General features: G+C 54.2%; 16 protein-coding genes, 2 tRNA genes and 1 other RNA gene. 10 read left to right on the top strand and 9 right to left on the bottom strand.

Annotated features, from left to right (window positions below; translation table 11 throughout):
- Window positions 1-104 precede the first annotated feature (104 nt).
- From ACMVME_RS19070 to ACMVME_RS19060, 3 genes are all read left to right on the top strand, one after another.
- Window positions 105-180: transfer RNA gene (locus ACMVME_RS19070), tRNA-Val, on the top strand.
- Window positions 181-184: 4 nt separating this feature from the next.
- A tRNA-Lys gene (locus tag ACMVME_RS19065) sits at window positions 185-260 on the top strand.
- Window positions 261-287: 27 nt separating this feature from the next.
- Window positions 288-415: non-coding RNA, RtT sRNA (locus tag ACMVME_RS19060), on the top strand.
- Window positions 416-464: 49 nt separating this feature from the next.
- Here ACMVME_RS19060 and ACMVME_RS19055 read toward each other — a convergent pair.
- From ACMVME_RS19055 to xapA, 3 genes are all read right to left on the bottom strand, one after another.
- Window positions 465-1352 (bottom strand): LysR family transcriptional regulator, encoded by an 888-nt coding sequence (locus ACMVME_RS19055; protein ID WP_020883096.1) that lies wholly within the window; start codon window positions 1350-1352, stop codon window positions 465-467.
- Window positions 1353-1420: 68 nt separating this feature from the next.
- Window positions 1421-2677: a nucleoside permease gene (locus ACMVME_RS19050; RefSeq protein ID WP_068794849.1), complete on the bottom strand. Its 1257-nt coding sequence runs from the start codon at window positions 2675-2677 to the stop codon at window positions 1421-1423.
- Between the two features lie 51 nt (window positions 2678-2728).
- Window positions 2729-3553: a xanthosine phosphorylase gene (xapA, locus tag ACMVME_RS19045; protein ID WP_047356585.1), complete on the bottom strand. Its 825-nt coding sequence runs from the start codon at window positions 3551-3553 to the stop codon at window positions 2729-2731.
- A gap of 207 nt (window positions 3554-3760) precedes the next feature.
- Between xapA and ACMVME_RS19040 the strand changes: the two genes are divergently transcribed.
- Entirely contained in the window at window positions 3761-4102 is a 342-nt protein-coding gene (locus ACMVME_RS19040; protein WP_020883093.1) for a FlxA-like family protein, read from the top strand.
- Here ACMVME_RS19040 and ACMVME_RS19035 read toward each other — a convergent pair.
- Complete coding sequence (locus tag ACMVME_RS19035; RefSeq protein WP_014171080.1) at window positions 4099-5034, bottom strand: LysR family transcriptional regulator; 936 nt, start codon at window positions 5032-5034, stop codon at window positions 4099-4101. The two genes, ACMVME_RS19040 and ACMVME_RS19035, sit on opposite strands and share 4 nt — an antisense overlap.
- Window positions 5035-5123: 89 nt before the next feature.
- Here ACMVME_RS19035 and ACMVME_RS19030 point away from each other — a divergent pair, with 89 nt between their 5' ends.
- Complete coding sequence (locus ACMVME_RS19030; RefSeq protein WP_014171081.1) at window positions 5124-6119, top strand: bile acid:sodium symporter family protein; 996 nt, start codon at window positions 5124-5126, stop codon at window positions 6117-6119.
- On the opposite strand, the gene ACMVME_RS19025 is transcribed toward ACMVME_RS19030, so the two are convergent.
- From ACMVME_RS19025 to zipA, 3 genes are all read right to left on the bottom strand, one after another.
- Window positions 6116-6331 (bottom strand): DUF3820 family protein, encoded by a 216-nt coding sequence (locus ACMVME_RS19025; protein WP_014171082.1) that lies wholly within the window; start codon window positions 6329-6331, stop codon window positions 6116-6118. The genes ACMVME_RS19030 and ACMVME_RS19025 overlap by 4 nt on opposite strands.
- 1 nt (window position 6332) lies before the next feature.
- On the bottom strand, window positions 6333-8348 hold the full coding sequence (gene ligA / locus ACMVME_RS19020) for an NAD-dependent DNA ligase LigA (RefSeq protein ID WP_025203500.1): 2016 nt from the start codon (window positions 8346-8348) through the stop codon (window positions 6333-6335).
- 69 nt (window positions 8349-8417) lie between these two features.
- Complete coding sequence (gene zipA / locus ACMVME_RS19015) at window positions 8418-9404, bottom strand: cell division protein ZipA (protein WP_414743476.1); 987 nt, start codon at window positions 9402-9404, stop codon at window positions 8418-8420.
- A 230-nt stretch (window positions 9405-9634) separates the two neighbouring features.
- Here zipA and cysZ point away from each other — a divergent pair, with 230 nt between their 5' ends.
- The 5 genes from cysZ to crr all read left to right on the top strand — a co-directional run bounded on the left by cysZ (window position 9635) and on the right by crr (window position 14428).
- Window positions 9635-10396, top strand: coding sequence for a sulfate transporter CysZ (gene cysZ, locus ACMVME_RS19010; protein ID WP_014171085.1), 762 nt, complete (start codon window positions 9635-9637; stop codon window positions 10394-10396).
- 163 nt (window positions 10397-10559) lie between these two features.
- The gene (cysK, locus tag ACMVME_RS19005) at window positions 10560-11531 is read left to right on the top strand and encodes a cysteine synthase A (RefSeq protein WP_020883087.1); all 972 of its coding nucleotides are present in this window, start codon (window positions 10560-10562) and stop codon (window positions 11529-11531) included.
- A gap of 317 nt (window positions 11532-11848) precedes the next feature.
- Entirely contained in the window at window positions 11849-12106 is a 258-nt protein-coding gene (gene ptsH, locus ACMVME_RS19000) for a phosphocarrier protein Hpr (protein ID WP_000487600.1), read from the top strand.
- A 44-nt stretch (window positions 12107-12150) separates the two neighbouring features.
- A complete protein-coding gene (gene ptsI, locus ACMVME_RS18995; protein ID WP_014171087.1) occupies window positions 12151-13878 on the top strand; it encodes a phosphoenolpyruvate-protein phosphotransferase PtsI in 1728 nt (575 codons plus the stop codon).
- 40 nt (window positions 13879-13918) lie between these two features.
- Window positions 13919-14428, top strand: a complete 510-nt coding sequence (gene crr, locus ACMVME_RS18990) for a PTS glucose transporter subunit IIA (protein ID WP_003861316.1) — start codon at window positions 13919-13921, stop codon at window positions 14426-14428.
- Window positions 14429-14472: 44 nt separating this feature from the next.
- Here the strand turns inward: crr and pdxK are convergent, their stop codons facing one another.
- Together pdxK and cysM are read right to left on the bottom strand one after the other, a co-directional pair.
- Window positions 14473-15309: a pyridoxine/pyridoxal/pyridoxamine kinase gene (gene pdxK, locus ACMVME_RS18985; protein WP_025203495.1), complete on the bottom strand. Its 837-nt coding sequence runs from the start codon at window positions 15307-15309 to the stop codon at window positions 14473-14475.
- Between the two features lie 5 nt (window positions 15310-15314).
- Window positions 15315-16226: a cysteine synthase CysM gene (gene cysM, locus ACMVME_RS18980; RefSeq protein ID WP_014171089.1), complete on the bottom strand. Its 912-nt coding sequence runs from the start codon at window positions 16224-16226 to the stop codon at window positions 15315-15317.
- Window positions 16227-16286: the final 60 nt, after the last annotated feature.

The raw sequence follows: 16286 nt of genomic DNA, 5'->3' as shown, positions 1-16286 counted from the left end.
GGCGATTAGCTCAGTTGGTAGAGCATCTCCTTTACACGGAGGGGGTCGGCGGTTCGAGCCCGTCATCGCCCACCATTCTCACCTTATCGCAGCAGTTCCGAAATGGGCGATTAGCTCAGTTGGTAGAGCATCTCCTTTACACGGAGGGGGTCGGCGGTTCGAGCCCGTCATCGCCCACCATTTCGGGTCGTTAGCTCAGTTGGTAGAGCAGTTGACTTTTAATCAATTGGTCGCAGGTTCGAATCCTGCACGACCCACCAATGTAAAAAAGCGCCCTAAAGGCGCTTTTTTGCTATCTGCGGTATGGATGATTCGAACCTGCAGCAGGTCCGAGCCGAACGCAGTGACGCAACGGAGCCGTTTACGGCGACGGCCCGAAGGGCGAGCGAAGCGAGTCATCCTGCACGATCCACCAATGCAAAAAAGCGCCCTAAAGGCGCTTTTTTGCTATCTGCGGTATAACATCACTCTTCCGTCAACGTTGCTATCAACGACTTAATCGCCGGTGTCGCCTGCTTCTCGTCATACACCACATACAAATCTGCCGGTATACGTACCTGTAATGGACGAAATACCACACCGGGCCACTGCATTTGCGCATAGCTGTCAGCAGCTAACGTAATCCCCATTCCCATGCTGATCATTGCCAGCACCGTCTGTGGTTCATCGGCTTCACGCACTATCATCGGTGAAAAACCGGCCTGCTGGCACACGCGCTGTAAGAACGACCAGTCAGAATGCGCAGACGGCATAGTTACAAAGTACTCATTCTGCAGTTCGGTGAGCGCAATTGCGCTTTCCCCCACCAGCCGGTGATCCTCCGGCAGCGCAACCAGAAACGCCGCATCCCGTAAGCGGATACTGGTAAACCCTGCGGTGGGCTCGGTTGCCATTCGCCAGATCCCGACATCCAACTCCCGACGCTCCAGCAGCGCCATTTGCATTACCGGCGACTTTTCGCGAAAGACGACATCAACGTTCGGATGCTCTTTCAAAAATGTGCGCATGACCGTGCGCACTTCGCTCCACATGGCGGTACCGACAATGCCCAGCGCAATCCGCCCCGCCTCACCCCGTCCAATTTGTTCGACCCGCGCCAGTGCCTGGTTTGCGCTGGCAAGCAGTCGACGGGACTCTTCCATCAACACTTTACCCGCATGGGTCAAGGCGACGCTTCGTGAGTGGCGAATAAACAGTAAGGTACCGAGCTGACTTTCCAGCTCTTTTATATGCAGGCTCAACGGCGGCTGCGACATATTGAGACGGGCCGCAGCCCGTCCAAAATGAAGTTCCTCAGCGACGGCCAGAAAATAGCGCAGCAGCTTGAGGTCGGTTCGGTAGACGCGTTCCATCAACACATATCCTGGCGATAACACTTATGCTCCCACCTTAAAGCCTTTCACCGCCTGCCGGGAAAACTTTAATGCGCAACTGTGCGCAACTCGCTGTTTTTACTGGTGTGGCGATAGTTAAAGCTGAAATAAAACACCACGGCGAGCACCAACGCATACGCCGCAAATACCAGCCAGATGGTCTGCCAGTCTTTCACCCCATCCACGGAGAAATAATCTACCGCCGCGCCGCTCAATACCGATCCGAAATAAGCACCGATACCGTTAACGGTCGTCATAAACAGCCCTTGCGCGCTGGCGCGGATATCAGCGCTTACCTCCTGTTCGACAAACACCGAACCGGAGATGTTGAAGAAGTCGAACGCGCAACCGTAGACCAGCATTGACAGCATCAACAGCCCGACGCCTGTCGCGGAAGGATCGCCATACGCAAAGAGTCCAAACCGCAGCATCCAGGCCACCATGCTCATCAGCATCACGGTTTTTATGCCAAAACGTCGGAGGAAGAAAGGAATGGTCAGGATGAACAGCACCTCTGACATCTGCGAGACGGAGAGCAAAATAGAAGGATATTTAACGATAAAGCTTTCCGCATACGCCGGATTACGCGCAAAATCATGCAGAAAGGGGCTACCGAAAGTATTGGTGATTTGCAGCACGGCGCCCAGCAGCATCGCAAACAAAAAGAACACCGCCATTCGGGGTTGTTTAAACAGGACGAACGCATTCAGGCCAAGTTTGCTTGTCAGCGACGATGAGGTTTTATTCTTCGCCACCGGAATGGCCGGTAACGTCAGTGAATAGAGCGCCAGAACCAGCGACGCGGCAGCAGCAATGTAGAGTTGAATGTTGGTTAACTCTGCCCCCATCAGGCTTATGGCCCACATCGCCACAATGAAGCCTACCGTGCCATAGACCCGCACCGTTGGAAAATGGGTCACCGTGTCCAGCCCTTCCTGCTCAAGACAGGAGTAGGAAATGGTATTCGATAGCGCAATGGTCGGCATAAAGGCCATGGCATTAACCAGCATGACCCAGAACATCAGCCCCGGCTCATTGACCTGCGCGGCATAGCAAAGCGCAACGGCACAGACGAGATGGCAAATCACGTATGCACGATCTGCCCGCAGCCACTTATCGGCAATAATGCCCACCAGCGAGGGCATCACGATCGCGGCAAGCCCCTTCGAGCTGTAGACCATACCCACGTCAGAGCCGGAAAAACCCAGGGTGTTAATCATGTAAGCGCCGAGAGTAACGAGCCAGCTTCCCCAGATAAAATATTGCATAAAGGACATCATCTTTAAGCGCGTCGTGATGTTCATACCCGATTCCTTATAGCAGAGTGGCCCTCACGGGCCACGGTGTTGTTTCGCTCAGGCAAGCTGGCGCAGAAAACCGCAGATAAGATCGATGAAGTTCTGGCGAGAAAGTTTGGCGGCGGCAAGCGTTTGTTCATGCGACAGTTTTACATCGCTCAAACCTTCAGCAAGGTTGGTTATGGCCGAAACGGCGACCACCTTCAGGCCACAGTGGCGCGCCGAGATCACTTCCGGCACCACTGACATTCCCACCACATCTCCGCCGATGATCTGCATCATGCGGATCTCAGCCGCGGTTTCGAAGTTAGGGCCTGGATAAGAGACAAACACCCCTTCATGCAATGGAAAGCCCTTCTCGCTCGCCACGGTCTGCAGCAGGGCACGGCAATCTGCATCATAAGCATTGGCCAGCGAGAAAAAACGGTCGCCAAAACGGTCATCGTTCAGCCCGACCATCGGGGTACCCGGCAGGGTGTTGATGTGGTCGCTGAGGGCAACCAGGCTTCCCGGTTCAACCTCCGGACGTAATGAACCGGCGGCATTGGTACTGAACAGCAGTTCGCAGCCCAGCAGTTTGAAGGTGCGGATTGCATCGGTCATGACGGCGATGCCGCGGCCCTCATAGAAGTGACCGCGCCCTTTCATACAGGCGACCGGAACACCGGCAAGATGCCCCAACACCAGCTCACCGGCGTGACCGTGAACGGTGCTCACCGGGAAGCCCGGCAGTTTTTCATAGCTCAGTACTACAGCATCAACAATCTGCTCGGCGAGCGCGCCAAGACCAGAGCCGAGAATAAACGCAACCCGCGGAGTGAAATCAGGTTTAGCGGCACGAATGATGTCGGCAGAGAACCAGGGATTATTCGAGAGGGTCATAAAAGCTCCTTGAGAATTAAGATCGCGATATCACCGATCGCATGACCTTAGTCTTATATCTGGAGCCTGCGGGTTACCTCCAATACACTTTCTCGGCACCATCAATACTGATTTGGTATCAATACCTTTCCCTGCCAGATATGGCAGTTTTGCTCAAGCTAATTGCGTTGGCGCCGATACCTCTTTTTTACAGCGAGAGGAAAAAGTATGACGACCATTCAGGCTACAACCCAGCCCATTCAAACCAGCGGTGGCGGGAGTCGTTCTTCCGGCGGCAACGATATCGCTGCCCAGATCAGCCGTATCACTGACAAGATAACCAAGCTGACTCAACAGTTAAAAGAGGTTGCGAACGGTTCCGGCAGTGCGGAAGAGAAGAAGAAACAGCAGGAGCTTATCCAGGTGCAAATCAAAGTGCTGCAGGCACAGCTCGCACAGCTGCAGCGCCAGCAGGCGGAAGAAGCCCAGAAGAAACAAGAGCAAAGTCTGGTCAACGTGGAAGGCCCGAAGAACGCATCAGACAATCATCAAATAGACATCTACGTCTAACGCTCTGTTGAGTTAAACAGTGGATCGCGTATACGGGCCTCGGTTAATCGTTGCGCCTGGATACGCACCACTTCCCAGATAGCCTGCGCAGCCCCGGAGAGTGAACGGTTTTTTCGCCGTACCAGCATCAGTTTTCGCTCAATAGCAGGCGTCAGTCGCTTCACGACCAGACGGCTTCCCTGCGGCAAAGGGAGCGCCAGGGCGGGTAATACACTGATCCCTATGCCGGCCTCCACCATGGGAAACAGCGTTGCCGGGTGTCCAATCTCCTGCACAATGGTCGCCTTAACGCCCTGCGTCACCAGCGCAGAATCAATCAGCGGACGACTACCTGAGGCATAATCCTGTAATACCAGGTTCGCTCCCTGCAGCGCCTGCCAGTGAACAGACGGCTGCGCGGCTAGCGGATCGTCGTCCCGGCAAAGCAACAGAAATGGCTCAGACAGCACAATTTCACATTCCAGGTCACTCACCTGACCGGGATCGATAACAATACCAAAATCCACATCACCCTGACGGATGCTCTCCAGCACCCATTGCTGCGGCCTGTCATGCAAAACAAAATCGATATCCGGATAGCGATGATTACCCTCTGCAATACACTGCGGGATAAGGTGCGCGGATATCGTCTGGCTGGCCGCAACCCGTACGGTACCCGACAGCTGCTGCCCCAGTCGACCTACATCTCTGAGCGTACTGTTGAGTTCGTCCAGCAGCCGTTCAAGGCGCTGAGCGAGCTGCTGTCCGGCTTCCGTGAGCACGACTTCACGCGTGGTGCGATCAAGCAGCCGGACACCCGTCTGGCTCTCCAGCTCTTTCACGCTGTGGCTTACCGCGGACTGGCTCAGGCCGATGATCTCCCCTGCCCGACTGAAGCTGCGGGCATGGGCTACGGTGACGAAGATGCGAAGCTGGCGTAAGGAATAATTCATCTGTTTAATTCATGAATGGATGCAATAAATCAATTTTATTTCTCAAACAGAAAAAAGCACAATAGCGATATCTGTTTTCAGGAGTCATTATGAAACTATTTCGTATTCTTGATCCGTTTACGCTTACTCTGGTTGTCACGGTATTACTGGCCTCCTTCTTCCCTGCGCGGGGCGGGTTCGTTCCTTTTTTTGAAGGACTGACGACCGCGGCCATCGCGCTGTTGTTCTTTATGCACGGCGCAAAGCTCTCGCGCGAAGCCATTATTGCGGGAGGGAGTCACTGGCGACTGCACCTGTGGGTGATGTGCAGCACGTTCATCCTCTTTCCTGTACTCGGCGTGCTGTTCGCATGGTGGGCACCGGTGAATGTCGACCCAGCCCTTTATACCGGCTTCCTGTATCTGTGCATTCTGCCGGCTACCGTGCAGTCCGCTATCGCGTTTACCTCTCTGGCGGGCGGTAACGTCGCAGCCGCAGTCTGTTCAGCGTCGGCATCCAGCCTGTTAGGGATTTTCGTTTCGCCGCTGCTGGTGGGTCTGCTGATGAACATGCACGGCGCGGAAGGTAACCTGGAACAGGTAGGTAAAATCTGTCTGCAGCTGCTGTTGCCGTTTGTGCTGGGTCATCTCTCTCGTCCGTGGACGGGCGCGTTTGTTGCAAAGCACAAAAAATGGATCTCAAAAACCGACCAGTCGTCGATTCTGCTGGTGGTCTATTCGGCCTTCAGTGAAGCGGTTGTGAATGGCATCTGGCATAAGGTGGGCGCAGGCTCGCTGCTGTTTATCGTGGTGGTCAGCCTTGTTCTGCTGGCGATTGTGATTGGCGTAAACGTCTTTGTGGCCCGCAAGTGCGGCTTCAACAAAGCCGATGAAATTACCATTGTCTTCTGTGGCTCGAAGAAGAGCCTGGCGAACGGCATTCCTATGGCAAACATTCTCTTCCCGACCTCAATGATAGGGATGATGGTACTGCCACTGATGATTTTCCATCAGATCCAGCTGATGGTCTGCGCGGTGCTGGCGCGTCGTTACAAACGCCAGACGGAAAAACAGGCGCAGGAAGAGACCCGCGCCGCGAAAGCTTAAGGACGTTTCAGGGGCTGAACCAACTGCGTCAGCCCCTCGGTTTTAATCAGTAACGTGATAGCCATCAGCTCACCCAGTCGTCCAGCCGGGAACCCATCTTTGCGGGCAAACCACAGCAAATAATCTTCCGGTAAATCAATCAGCCTGCGGCCTTTATATTTACCGAATGGCATCTCCGTGTTGGCGATCTCAACGAGCTGCTCTTTCTCCACGTTACTCTCCTAACAGGCGCATCATTTCCGCTTCGTCGATAACCTCAATGCCCAGCTCCTGAGCTTTAGCAAGCTTCGAACCGGCGGCTTCCCCGGCAATAACCAGATCGGTTTTCTTCGACACGCTGCCTGCCACTTTTGCACCCAGCGCAACCAGTCGCGCTTTAGCATCATCACGTGAAAGCTGGCTCAGGCTGCCGGTCAGCACGACCGTTTTGCCGGCAAACGGGCTGTCGATCTCGTCAGCATTGACCACGACCGGAGCCGGCCATCTGATGCCCTCTTCCAGCAGCTTGCCGATCACCTCGCGGTTGCTCTCTTCGGCAAAGAAGTTAAAGACATGCGTCGCGACGACAATCCCCACGTCCGGGACTCTCTGCAGCTCGTCAATACTCGCTTTTTCCAGAGCTTCCAGCGTACCGAAATACGCCGCCAGCCCCGCCGCCGTGGCTTCGCCCACTTCGCGAATACCGAGCGCATAAAGGAATCGGGCAAAGGTCGTCTCTTTGGCAGCATCCAGGGCATTAACCACATTCTGGGCCGACTTCGGTCCCATGCGATCAAGACCCGTGAGCTTACCCGCGGTCAGTTTGAAGAGATCTGCAGGCGTATGAACATATTCTTTCTCTACCAGCTGATCGATAATTTTGTCGCCCATTCCGTCGACGTCCATCGCCCGACGGGAAACGAAGTGCTTCAGTGACTCTTTACGTTGTGCCCCGCAGATTAAGCCGCCCGTACAGCGAGCCACCGCTTCACCTTCAACGCGCTCAACGTCAGATCCACATACCGGGCAATGCGTCGGGAACACGATGGCGCGCGTATCGTCAGGACGCTCTGACTCAACCACGTTCACCACCTGCGGGATAACATCGCCCGCGCGACGAATCACCACTTTGTCACCAATGCGCAGGCCGAGACGTTCAATTTCATCGGCGTTATGCAGCGTGGCGTTACTCACCAGCACGCCAGCAACCTGCACAGGCTCCAGACGGGCAACCGGGGTAATCGCGCCCGTACGGCCCACCTGGAACTCCACGTCACGGACAAAGGTCATCTGCTCCTGCGCCGGGAATTTAAACGCCACTGCCCAGCGCGGCGCGCGCGCCACAAAGCCTAACTGCTCCTGCAGCGCAAGTGAGTTAACCTTGATAACCACGCCATCAATATCAAAACCAAGCGTCGGGCGGTCTTCTTCCACTTTGTGGTAGAACGCCAGCACGGCTTCCGGGGAGTCGCACAGCTGAACACGGTTACTCACCGGCAGGCCCCACGCTTTAAACTGCAATAAACGTCCGAGATGGGTATCCGGCAGTTCACCGCCTTCCAGAATCCCGACGCCATAGCAGAAGAAAGTAAGCGGTCGCTTCGCGGTGATACGGGGATCAAGCTGGCGCAGGGAGCCTGCCGCCGCATTACGCGGGTTAGCAAACACTTTCCCGCCGGTACGGCGCGCCTCTTCGTTGATTTTCTCGAAGCCCGCCTGCGGGAGGAATACTTCACCGCGCACTTCCAGTCGGGCTGGAATATTATCCCCTTGCAGCTTCAGCGGGATCGCACGGATGGTGCGTACGTTGGTGGTAATGTCTTCACCCGTCGTACCATCACCCCGCGTCGCGGCACGCACCAGCACACCGTTTTCATAGAGAAGGCTGACCGCCAGACCATCCAGCTTCAACTCGCAGCACCAGGTCAGGGAGTCGCTGCTTTTGAGGCGATCCTGCACGCGCTTGTTAAACGCGAGGAAGCTCTCTTCATCAAAGACGTTATCCAGAGACAACATTGGGACTTCATGACGTACCTGACTGAAAGCACCCAGCGGCTCCGCGCCCACGCGCTGCGTGGGTGAGTCGGGCGTAATTAATTCCGGGTGCTGCGCCTCTAGCTCGCGCAGCTCGCGCATCAGACGGTCATACTCCGCATCCGGCACTTCCGGCGCGTCCATAACATGATAGAGGTATTCATGATGGCGAAGCGTGGTTCGCAGTTCAGTGAGTTGTTGTTCGATTGAGTCCATATCACACCATCAATGAGAAAAAACCCCCGACATGCGGGGGTTGAGGAGGAGTCGATGTAAACGCGATGATTACGCGTTGGCTTCCTTAACTTCGCGGATGCGGTCCTGATATTCGCGCAATTTCTGCGGCGTCATCATACGACGCTGATCGTCGAGCACCACACCACCGACTTCGTCAGCAATGTGCTGTGCGGACTGCAGCATCAGCTTAAAGTTTTGCAGTTCATCACCGTAGGACGGCACCTGCATGAAGATAGTGACACCCGGCGTCACGAAATCACCGGTCATTTCCGGGTCAAAGGTGCCAGGGTTAACCATATTGGCCAGGCTAAACAGCGCCGGACCGCTACCGTCAGGACTCAGGTGACGATGGAAAATATTCATGTCGCCAAACTTGAAGCCTGCCTGTTGAATGCTGTTAAGCAGGACATCGCCATTCAGGTGGGTGCCATGATGCGCAGCCACGTTCATGATGATGACCGCTTCTTTACGCTGCGGTTTTTCAACAACCGGTTCTGGCTCAACTACGGGCTCTGGTTCAACGAGCGGGGCCGGCGCAGGCTGAGGTGCAGGCTGCACGTGAACAGGCTGCTGCGGTTGGTGTACCGGCTGTGCAGGCTGTTGTGGTGCAGGTTGCTGCACAGGCTGTTGCTGAACCGGCTGTGGCGCAGCAGGCTGCTGATGGACAGGCTGTTGCGGCGGCTGACGCACCGGCTCTTCTCCAAGCTGCGGCGCCTGCTGGCGCGGCTGTGCAGAAGCATACGGCGGTTGATACTGGTGCTGCGGAGGCTGACGAGGGGCTTCATGCTCCCCATGAGCCGCGCCGGGCGCAGTATTGACCCGATGAACACGAACTTCACCCACGCCGTCGTCGTCGCTTCCGTCGATGTCATTTTCACTGTCATCGTCATCACGACTGGACTTCATGCGCTTCAGTGGGCGATCGCGAAACATAGAGGAACGCTCTTTACGGCTGGTCCAGAAACCATGTACCAGTAAAGCGATTATGGCGATCGCGCCAACAATGATTAATATCAGACGCAAATCCTGCATCATTATATTCTCTGTTGTTCTAACACCTTGCCACCACGGCAAACATTTACTCACTAAGAGTATTTGCCGTTTACGTCAAGTGCAAGTGTGTGCAGAGCATTCACAGCATAAAGATGAACTAAATCGTGCTTTTTGCTGTTTTTTCGAACATTTCCGAACTGGTCATTGGTCCGTAAGTGGATAATATAGGCGGGCAATTCCACTGGTTGTGAAAAAAGGAGTACAGCCTGGTTATGGTTTCAACATCATCTTCTCCCCCGCGCAGCGGCGTCTGGTATTTTTCTCAGGGCTGGAAACTGGTCTCACTGCCGGGGATTCGTCGCTACGTCATTCTGCCGTTGCTGATTAACATTATCCTGATGGGCGGCGCGTTCTGGTGGCTGTTCACCAGACTGGAGAGCTGGATCCCTTCGCTGATGAGCCATGTGCCGGACTGGCTGCAGTGGCTGAACTACCTGCTCTGGCCGGTTGCGGTCATCTCCGTGCTGCTGGTGTTCGGCTACTTCTTCTCGACGATTGCAAACTGGATCGCTGCGCCGTTTAACGGCCTGCTGGCAGAACAGCTGGAAGCACGTCTTACCGGCGCAACGCCGCCGGATACGGGCATGCTGGGGATCATGAAAGATATCCCACGCATCATGAAGCGCGAATGGCAGAAGTTTGCCTGGTATCTTCCCCGCGCCATTGTGCTGCTTATCCTTTATTTTGTCCCTGGCGTCGGTCAGACGGTGGCCCCGGTGCTGTGGTTCCTGTTCAGCGCCTGGATGCTGGCAATCCAGTACTGCGATTATCCGTTCGATAACCACAAGGTGCCGTTCAAAACGATGCGCAGCGCCCTGCGCACGCAAAAAGTCGCGAATATGCAGTTCGGGGCGCTGACCAGTCTGTTCACCATGATCCCAGTGCTCAACCTGTTCATCATGCCGGTCGCCGTTTGCGGCGCAACGGCGATGTGGGTTGACTGCTACCGTGCTAAGCACGCGTTATGGAAGTAATGCAAAAATGTGTAAAAAGGGGGTGGCTTATGCCGCCCCTTATTCCATACTGATCCCCATTATTTCCTTGCAGTATATAGATATGCGAATTCCTTACTTCCCCCTACCTGTTCAACAGGTATGCTGGGACGGTATCCCAATTTCATACAGTTAAGGACAGGCCATGAGTAAGATTTATGAAGACAACTCGCTGACTATCGGTCATACGCCCCTGGTTCGACTGAACCGTATCGGTAATGGACGCATTCTGGCGAAGGTCGAATCACGTAACCCGAGCTTCAGCGTGAAGTGCCGTATCGGTGCAAATATGATTTGGGATGCTGAAAAACGTGGCGTGCTGAAGCCAGGCGTTGAGCTGGTTGAACCGACCAGCGGTAACACCGGTATCGCACTGGCCTATGTTGCGGCGGCGCGCGGTTATAAACTGACGCTGACCATGCCTGAAACCATGAGCATCGAACGTCGCAAACTGCTGAAAGCGCTGGGCGCGAATCTGGTGCTGACCGAAGGTGCCAAAGGCATGAAGGGTGCGATTCAGAAAGCAGAAGAGATTGTTGCCAGCGATCCGGCGAAATATCTGCTGCTGCAGCAGTTCAGCAACCCGGCGAACCCGGAAATTCACGAAAAGACCACCGGCCCGGAAATTTGGGAAGATACCGACGGTCAGGTTGATGTATTTATCTCCGGTGTAGGCACCGGCGGAACCCTGACTGGCGTGTCGCGCTATATAAAAGGCACAAAAGGTAAAAAAGACCTGATTACCGTTGCCGTGGAACCAACCGACTCGCCGGTGATCACCCAGGCGCTGGCGGGCGAAGAGATTAAACCCGGCCCACATAAAATTCAGGGTATCGGTGCCGGCTTCATTCCGGGCAACCTGGATCTGAAGCTTATTGATAAAGTGGTGACCATCACCAACGAAGAAGCTATCTCTACCGCACGTCGTCTGATGGACGAGGAAGGTATTCTGGCGGGCATCTCTTCCGGTGCTGCTGTTGCGGCAGCGCTCAAACTTCAGGAAGACGAGGCCTTTACCAATAAGAATATTGTGGTTATCCTGCCTTCATCGGGTGAGCGTTACTTGAGCACCGCACTGTTTGCCGATCTGTTCACTGAAAAAGAACTGCAACAGTAATGCCAGCATGTTAATAACGCGTAAAAAAGCACCTTTTTGGGTGCTTTTTTGTGGCCTGCTTCAAAGTTTTACCCCTCCTGGCATTGATTCACCCCGTTGGGTCTGGTATTTAAACCAGCAATTATTTTGATGCGTGAAATTAATCAGTGAACGAAATAGCCTTGCTGAATCGATTTTATGATTTGGTTCAAGTCTTGCTTTCGCTGCATAATGTTTAATGACGATCGAAACGTCAGCGCTAACAATACAGGCTAAAGTTAAGTCGCCAGGCTAGACTTTAGTTCCACAACACTAAACCTATAAGTTGGGGAAATACAATGTTCCAGCAAGAAGTTACCATTACCGCTCCGAACGGTCTGCACACCCGCCCTGCTGCTCAGTTTGTTAAAGAAGCGAAAGGCTTCACTTCTGAAATCACTGTGACTTCCAACGGCAAAAGCGCCAGCGCAAAAAGCCTGTTCAAACTGCAGACTCTGGGTCTGACTCAGGGTACCGTTGTCACCATCTCTGCTGAAGGTGAAGACGAGCAGAAAGCAGTTGAGCATCTGGTAAAACTGATGGCTGAGCTCGAGTAAGTTTCCGGGTTCTTTTAAATATCAGTCACAAGTAAGGTAGGGTTATGATTTCAGGCATTTTAGCATCCCCGGGTATCGCTTTCGGCAAAGCACTGCTGCTGAAAGAAGACGAGATCGTCATCGACCGGAAAAAAATTTCTGCCGACAAGGTTGATCAGGAAGTTGAACGTTTTCTGAGCGGTCGTGCCAAGGCATCTGCGCAACTGGAAGCAATCAAGACTAAAGCTGGCGAAACTTTCGGTGAAGAAAAAGAAGCCATCTTCGAAGGGCACATCATGCTGCTCGAAGATGAGGAGCTGGAGCAGGAAATCATAGCCCTGATTAAAGATAAAAGCATGACGGCAGACGCTGCTGCGCATGAAGTTATCGAAGGTCAGGCAACTGCCCTGGAAGAACTGGATGATGAATACCTGAAAGAACGTGCGGCTGACGTACGTGACATCGGTAAGCGCCTGCTGCGCAACATCCTGGGTCTGGCCATTATCGACCTGAGCGCTATTCAGGATGAAGTCATCCTGGTTGCCGCCGATCTGACCCCGTCTGAAACCGCACAGTTGAACCTGAAAAAGGTCCTCGGTTTCATCACTGACGCGGGCGGCCGTACCTCCCACACCTCTATCATGGCGCGTTCTCTGGAACTGCCTGCCATTGTGGGTACCGGTAGCGTCACCTCTCAGGTTAAAAACGACGATTATCTGATTCTGGATGCCGTAAACAACGTGGTTTACGTCAACCCAACTAACGAAGAGATCGAAAAACTGCGCGCGGTTCAGGAGCAAGTTGCGACTGAAAAAGCGGAACTCGCTAAGCTGAAAGACCTGCCAGCCATCACTCTGGACGGTCATCAGGTTGAAGTGTGCGCAAACATCGGTACCGTACGTGACGTCGATGGCGCTGAGCGCAACGGCGCGGAAGGTGTGGGTCTCTATCGTACTGAATTCCTGTTCATGGACCGTGACGCGCTGCCAACTGAAGAAGAACAGTTTGCTGCGTACAAAGCTGTGGCTGAAGCGTGTGGCTCTCAGGCGGTTATCGTCCGTACCATGGATATCGGTGGCGACAAAGAGCTGCCGTACATGAACTTCCCGAAAGAAGAGAACCCGTTCCTGGGCTGGCGTGCGATTCGTATCGCGATGGATCGTAAAGAGATCCTGCGCGATCAGGTTCGCGCTATCCTGCGTGCGTCTGCTTTCGGTAAACTGCGCATCATGTTCCCGATGATCATCTCTGTTGAAGAAGTGCGTGCACTGAAGAAAGAGATCGAAATCTACAAACAGGAACTGCGCGACGAAGGTAAAGCATTTGACGAGTCAATTGAGATCGGCGTGATGGTGGAAACACCTGCGGCGGCGACCATTGCGCGTCATTTAGCCAAAGAAGTTGATTTCTTTAGTATCGGTACCAATGATTTAACGCAGTACACCCTGGCAGTTGACCGTGGTAATGATATGATTTCACATCTCTACCAGCCAATGTCACCGTCCGTACTGAACTTGATCAAGCAAGTTATTGATGCTTCTCATGCAGAAGGTAAATGGACTGGCATGTGTGGTGAGCTTGCAGGCGACGAACGTGCTACACTTCTGTTGCTGGGTATGGGTCTGGACGAATTCTCTATGAGCGCCATTTCCATCCCGCGCATTAAGAAGATTATCCGTAACACGAACTTCGAAGATGCGAAGGTGTTAGCAGAGCAGGCTCTTGCTCAACCGACAACGGACGAGTTAATGACGCTGGTTAACAAGTTCATTGAAGAAAAAACAATCTGCTAATCCACGAGATGCGGCCCAAATTACTGCTTAGGAGAAGATCATGGGTTTGTTCGATAAACTGAAATCTCTGGTTTCTGATGATAAGAAAGACTCCGGAACTATTGAGATTGTTGCTCCGCTCTCCGGCGAGATCGTCAACATCGAAGACGTGCCGGATGTAGTGTTTGCTGAGAAAATCGTTGGTGATGGCATTGCTATCAAACCAACTGGCAACAAAATGGTTGCTCCAGTTGACGGCACCATCGGTAAAATTTTTGAAACCAACCATGCGTTCTCTATCGAATCTGATAGCGGTATCGAACTGTTCGTTCACTTCGGTATCGACACCGTTGAACTGAAAGGCGAAGGCTTCAAACGTATCGCGGAAGAAGGCCAGCGTGTTAAAGTTGGCGACCCGGTCATTGAATTCGATCTGCCACTGCTGGAAGAAAAAGCCAAGTCTACCCTGACGCCGGTTGTTATCTCCAACATGGACGAAATCAAAGAACTGATCAAACTGTCTGGCAGCGTCACCGTGGGTGAAACCCCGGTTATCCGCATCAAGAAGTAATTCTTGCCGCACAGAAAAATGGCGCCTTCGGGCGCCATTTTTGTTTATGCGGGCAGGATAAGCTCGTCGTAGCCTTTCGACTGCGTATAAATCATCACATCTGTGACGCGGTCTCCGGCCATGCGAATCGCATCGGCAACGGTTTTGCCCTCAACGATCCCGCTCACCAGCTCTGAACAGAAGAGGTCGCCCGTGCCTTTCAGGTCCGTTTCAACACGCGGATGCGCACTGACGGTCACACCGTCTCGGGTAACCAGCACCACGTGAATATTCTCCGGATCGTCCGCCACCGGCGCGCTGGTGATGGCCACCCATTTCAGCGTGTCGGAAAGTAACCCCTGCGCTGCCGCTATAGCACTTTCAGGCGTACGACACGGTTTACCGCTTAGCACTTCCAGCTCAAAGACGTTAGGCGTGATCCCCTGCGCCAGTGGCAGCAGGTACTCCCGATACGCTTCAGGGATATCAGGTTTCACATACATCCCACTGTCAATATCGCCAATAACGGGGTCAACCAACACCAGCAGGTCAGGATGCTGCGCTTTGATCGTGGTGAGCCACTGCGCCAGGCATTTTATCTGGCTGGCGCTGCCCATGTAGCCCGTGGTAACGGCTTTAAGCTCGCGCAGGATCTCGCGCTCTTCCAGCGCCTTAAGATACCCGCTGAACCACTCATCGGGGATCACGCCACCGTAAAAGGTATCGTAGTGCGGCGTGTTGCTGAACAGCACGGTCGGCACGGCGGTGACGGTCAGCCGGTGGGTACGAATGTTCGGCACCGCAATGCTGTTCCCCACGCTGCCGTAAACCACCTGCGACTGTACCGCGACAATATCGGTTTGCTGCGCCCGGGTGTTATCCCGGAATAAAATCATCTCCATGACGCTTAAATCCCCGCCCCCTGCGTATAACTCTCTTCACCAAAGACGCCGGTAGAAAGATAGCGATCGCCGCGGTCGCAGATAATCGCCACCACGACAGCCCCGGGATGTGCCTGCGCAACACGCAATGCTCCCGCTACCGCGCCACCCGAGCTGACCCCGCAGAAGATACCTTCACGCACGGCCAGTTCACGCATCGTATTCTCCGCCTCGCGTTGATGAATATCCAGCACCTGATCCACCAGCTGGGCGTTATAAATGCCCGGCATGTATTCCGCCGGCCAGCGGCGAATACCCGGTATGCTGCTCCCCTCTTCCGGCTGCAGACCCACAATCGTTACCGCCTTTTCCTGCTCGCGCAGAAAACGGGATACGCCGGTAATGGTGCCTGTCGTGCCCATGCTGGAGACGAAGTGAGTGATGCGCCCGTTGGTCTGCTGCCAGATTTCCGGACCGGTAGTGGTGTAGTGAGCGTACGGGTTATCCGGGTTATTAAACTGATCGAGCAGTTTGCCTTCACCGCGTTCGGCCATGGCTAGCGCCAGGTCGCGCGCCCCTTCCATCCCCTCTTCTTTAGAGACCAGAATCAGTTCGGCACCATAGGCGCGCATCGCCGCACGGCGCTCCTGGCTCATGTTATCGGGCATCAGCAACGTCATGCGATAGCCTTTCAGCGCGGCAATCATCGCCAGCGCAATACCGGTGTTACCGCTGGTGGCTTCAATCAGCACGTCGCCGGGCTGAATTTCACCGCGTTTTTCGGCCTGCACAATCATGGAGAGCGCAGCCCGGTCCTTCACCGAACCGGCAGGGTTATTGCCTTCGAGTTTGACCCAGATTTCGCTGCCGTTGTCCGGCCCCATGCGCTGAAGTTTGACCAGAGGGGTGTTGCCGATGGTGTGTTCTAATGTGTTCAAGATCGCTGTCCAATAAAAAGCCCGGTGGCGCGCAGCGCTCCGGGCATACGGAGATCATAT

Origin of the sequence: Enterobacter cloacae complex sp. 2024EL-00711, assembly GCF_047529885.1 — a bacterium.
Lineage (GTDB): Bacteria > Pseudomonadota > Gammaproteobacteria > Enterobacterales > Enterobacteriaceae > Enterobacter > Enterobacter ludwigii.
The sequence above is the reverse complement of the archived record's forward strand: the minus strand, read 5'-3'. Positions and strand labels throughout refer to the sequence as shown.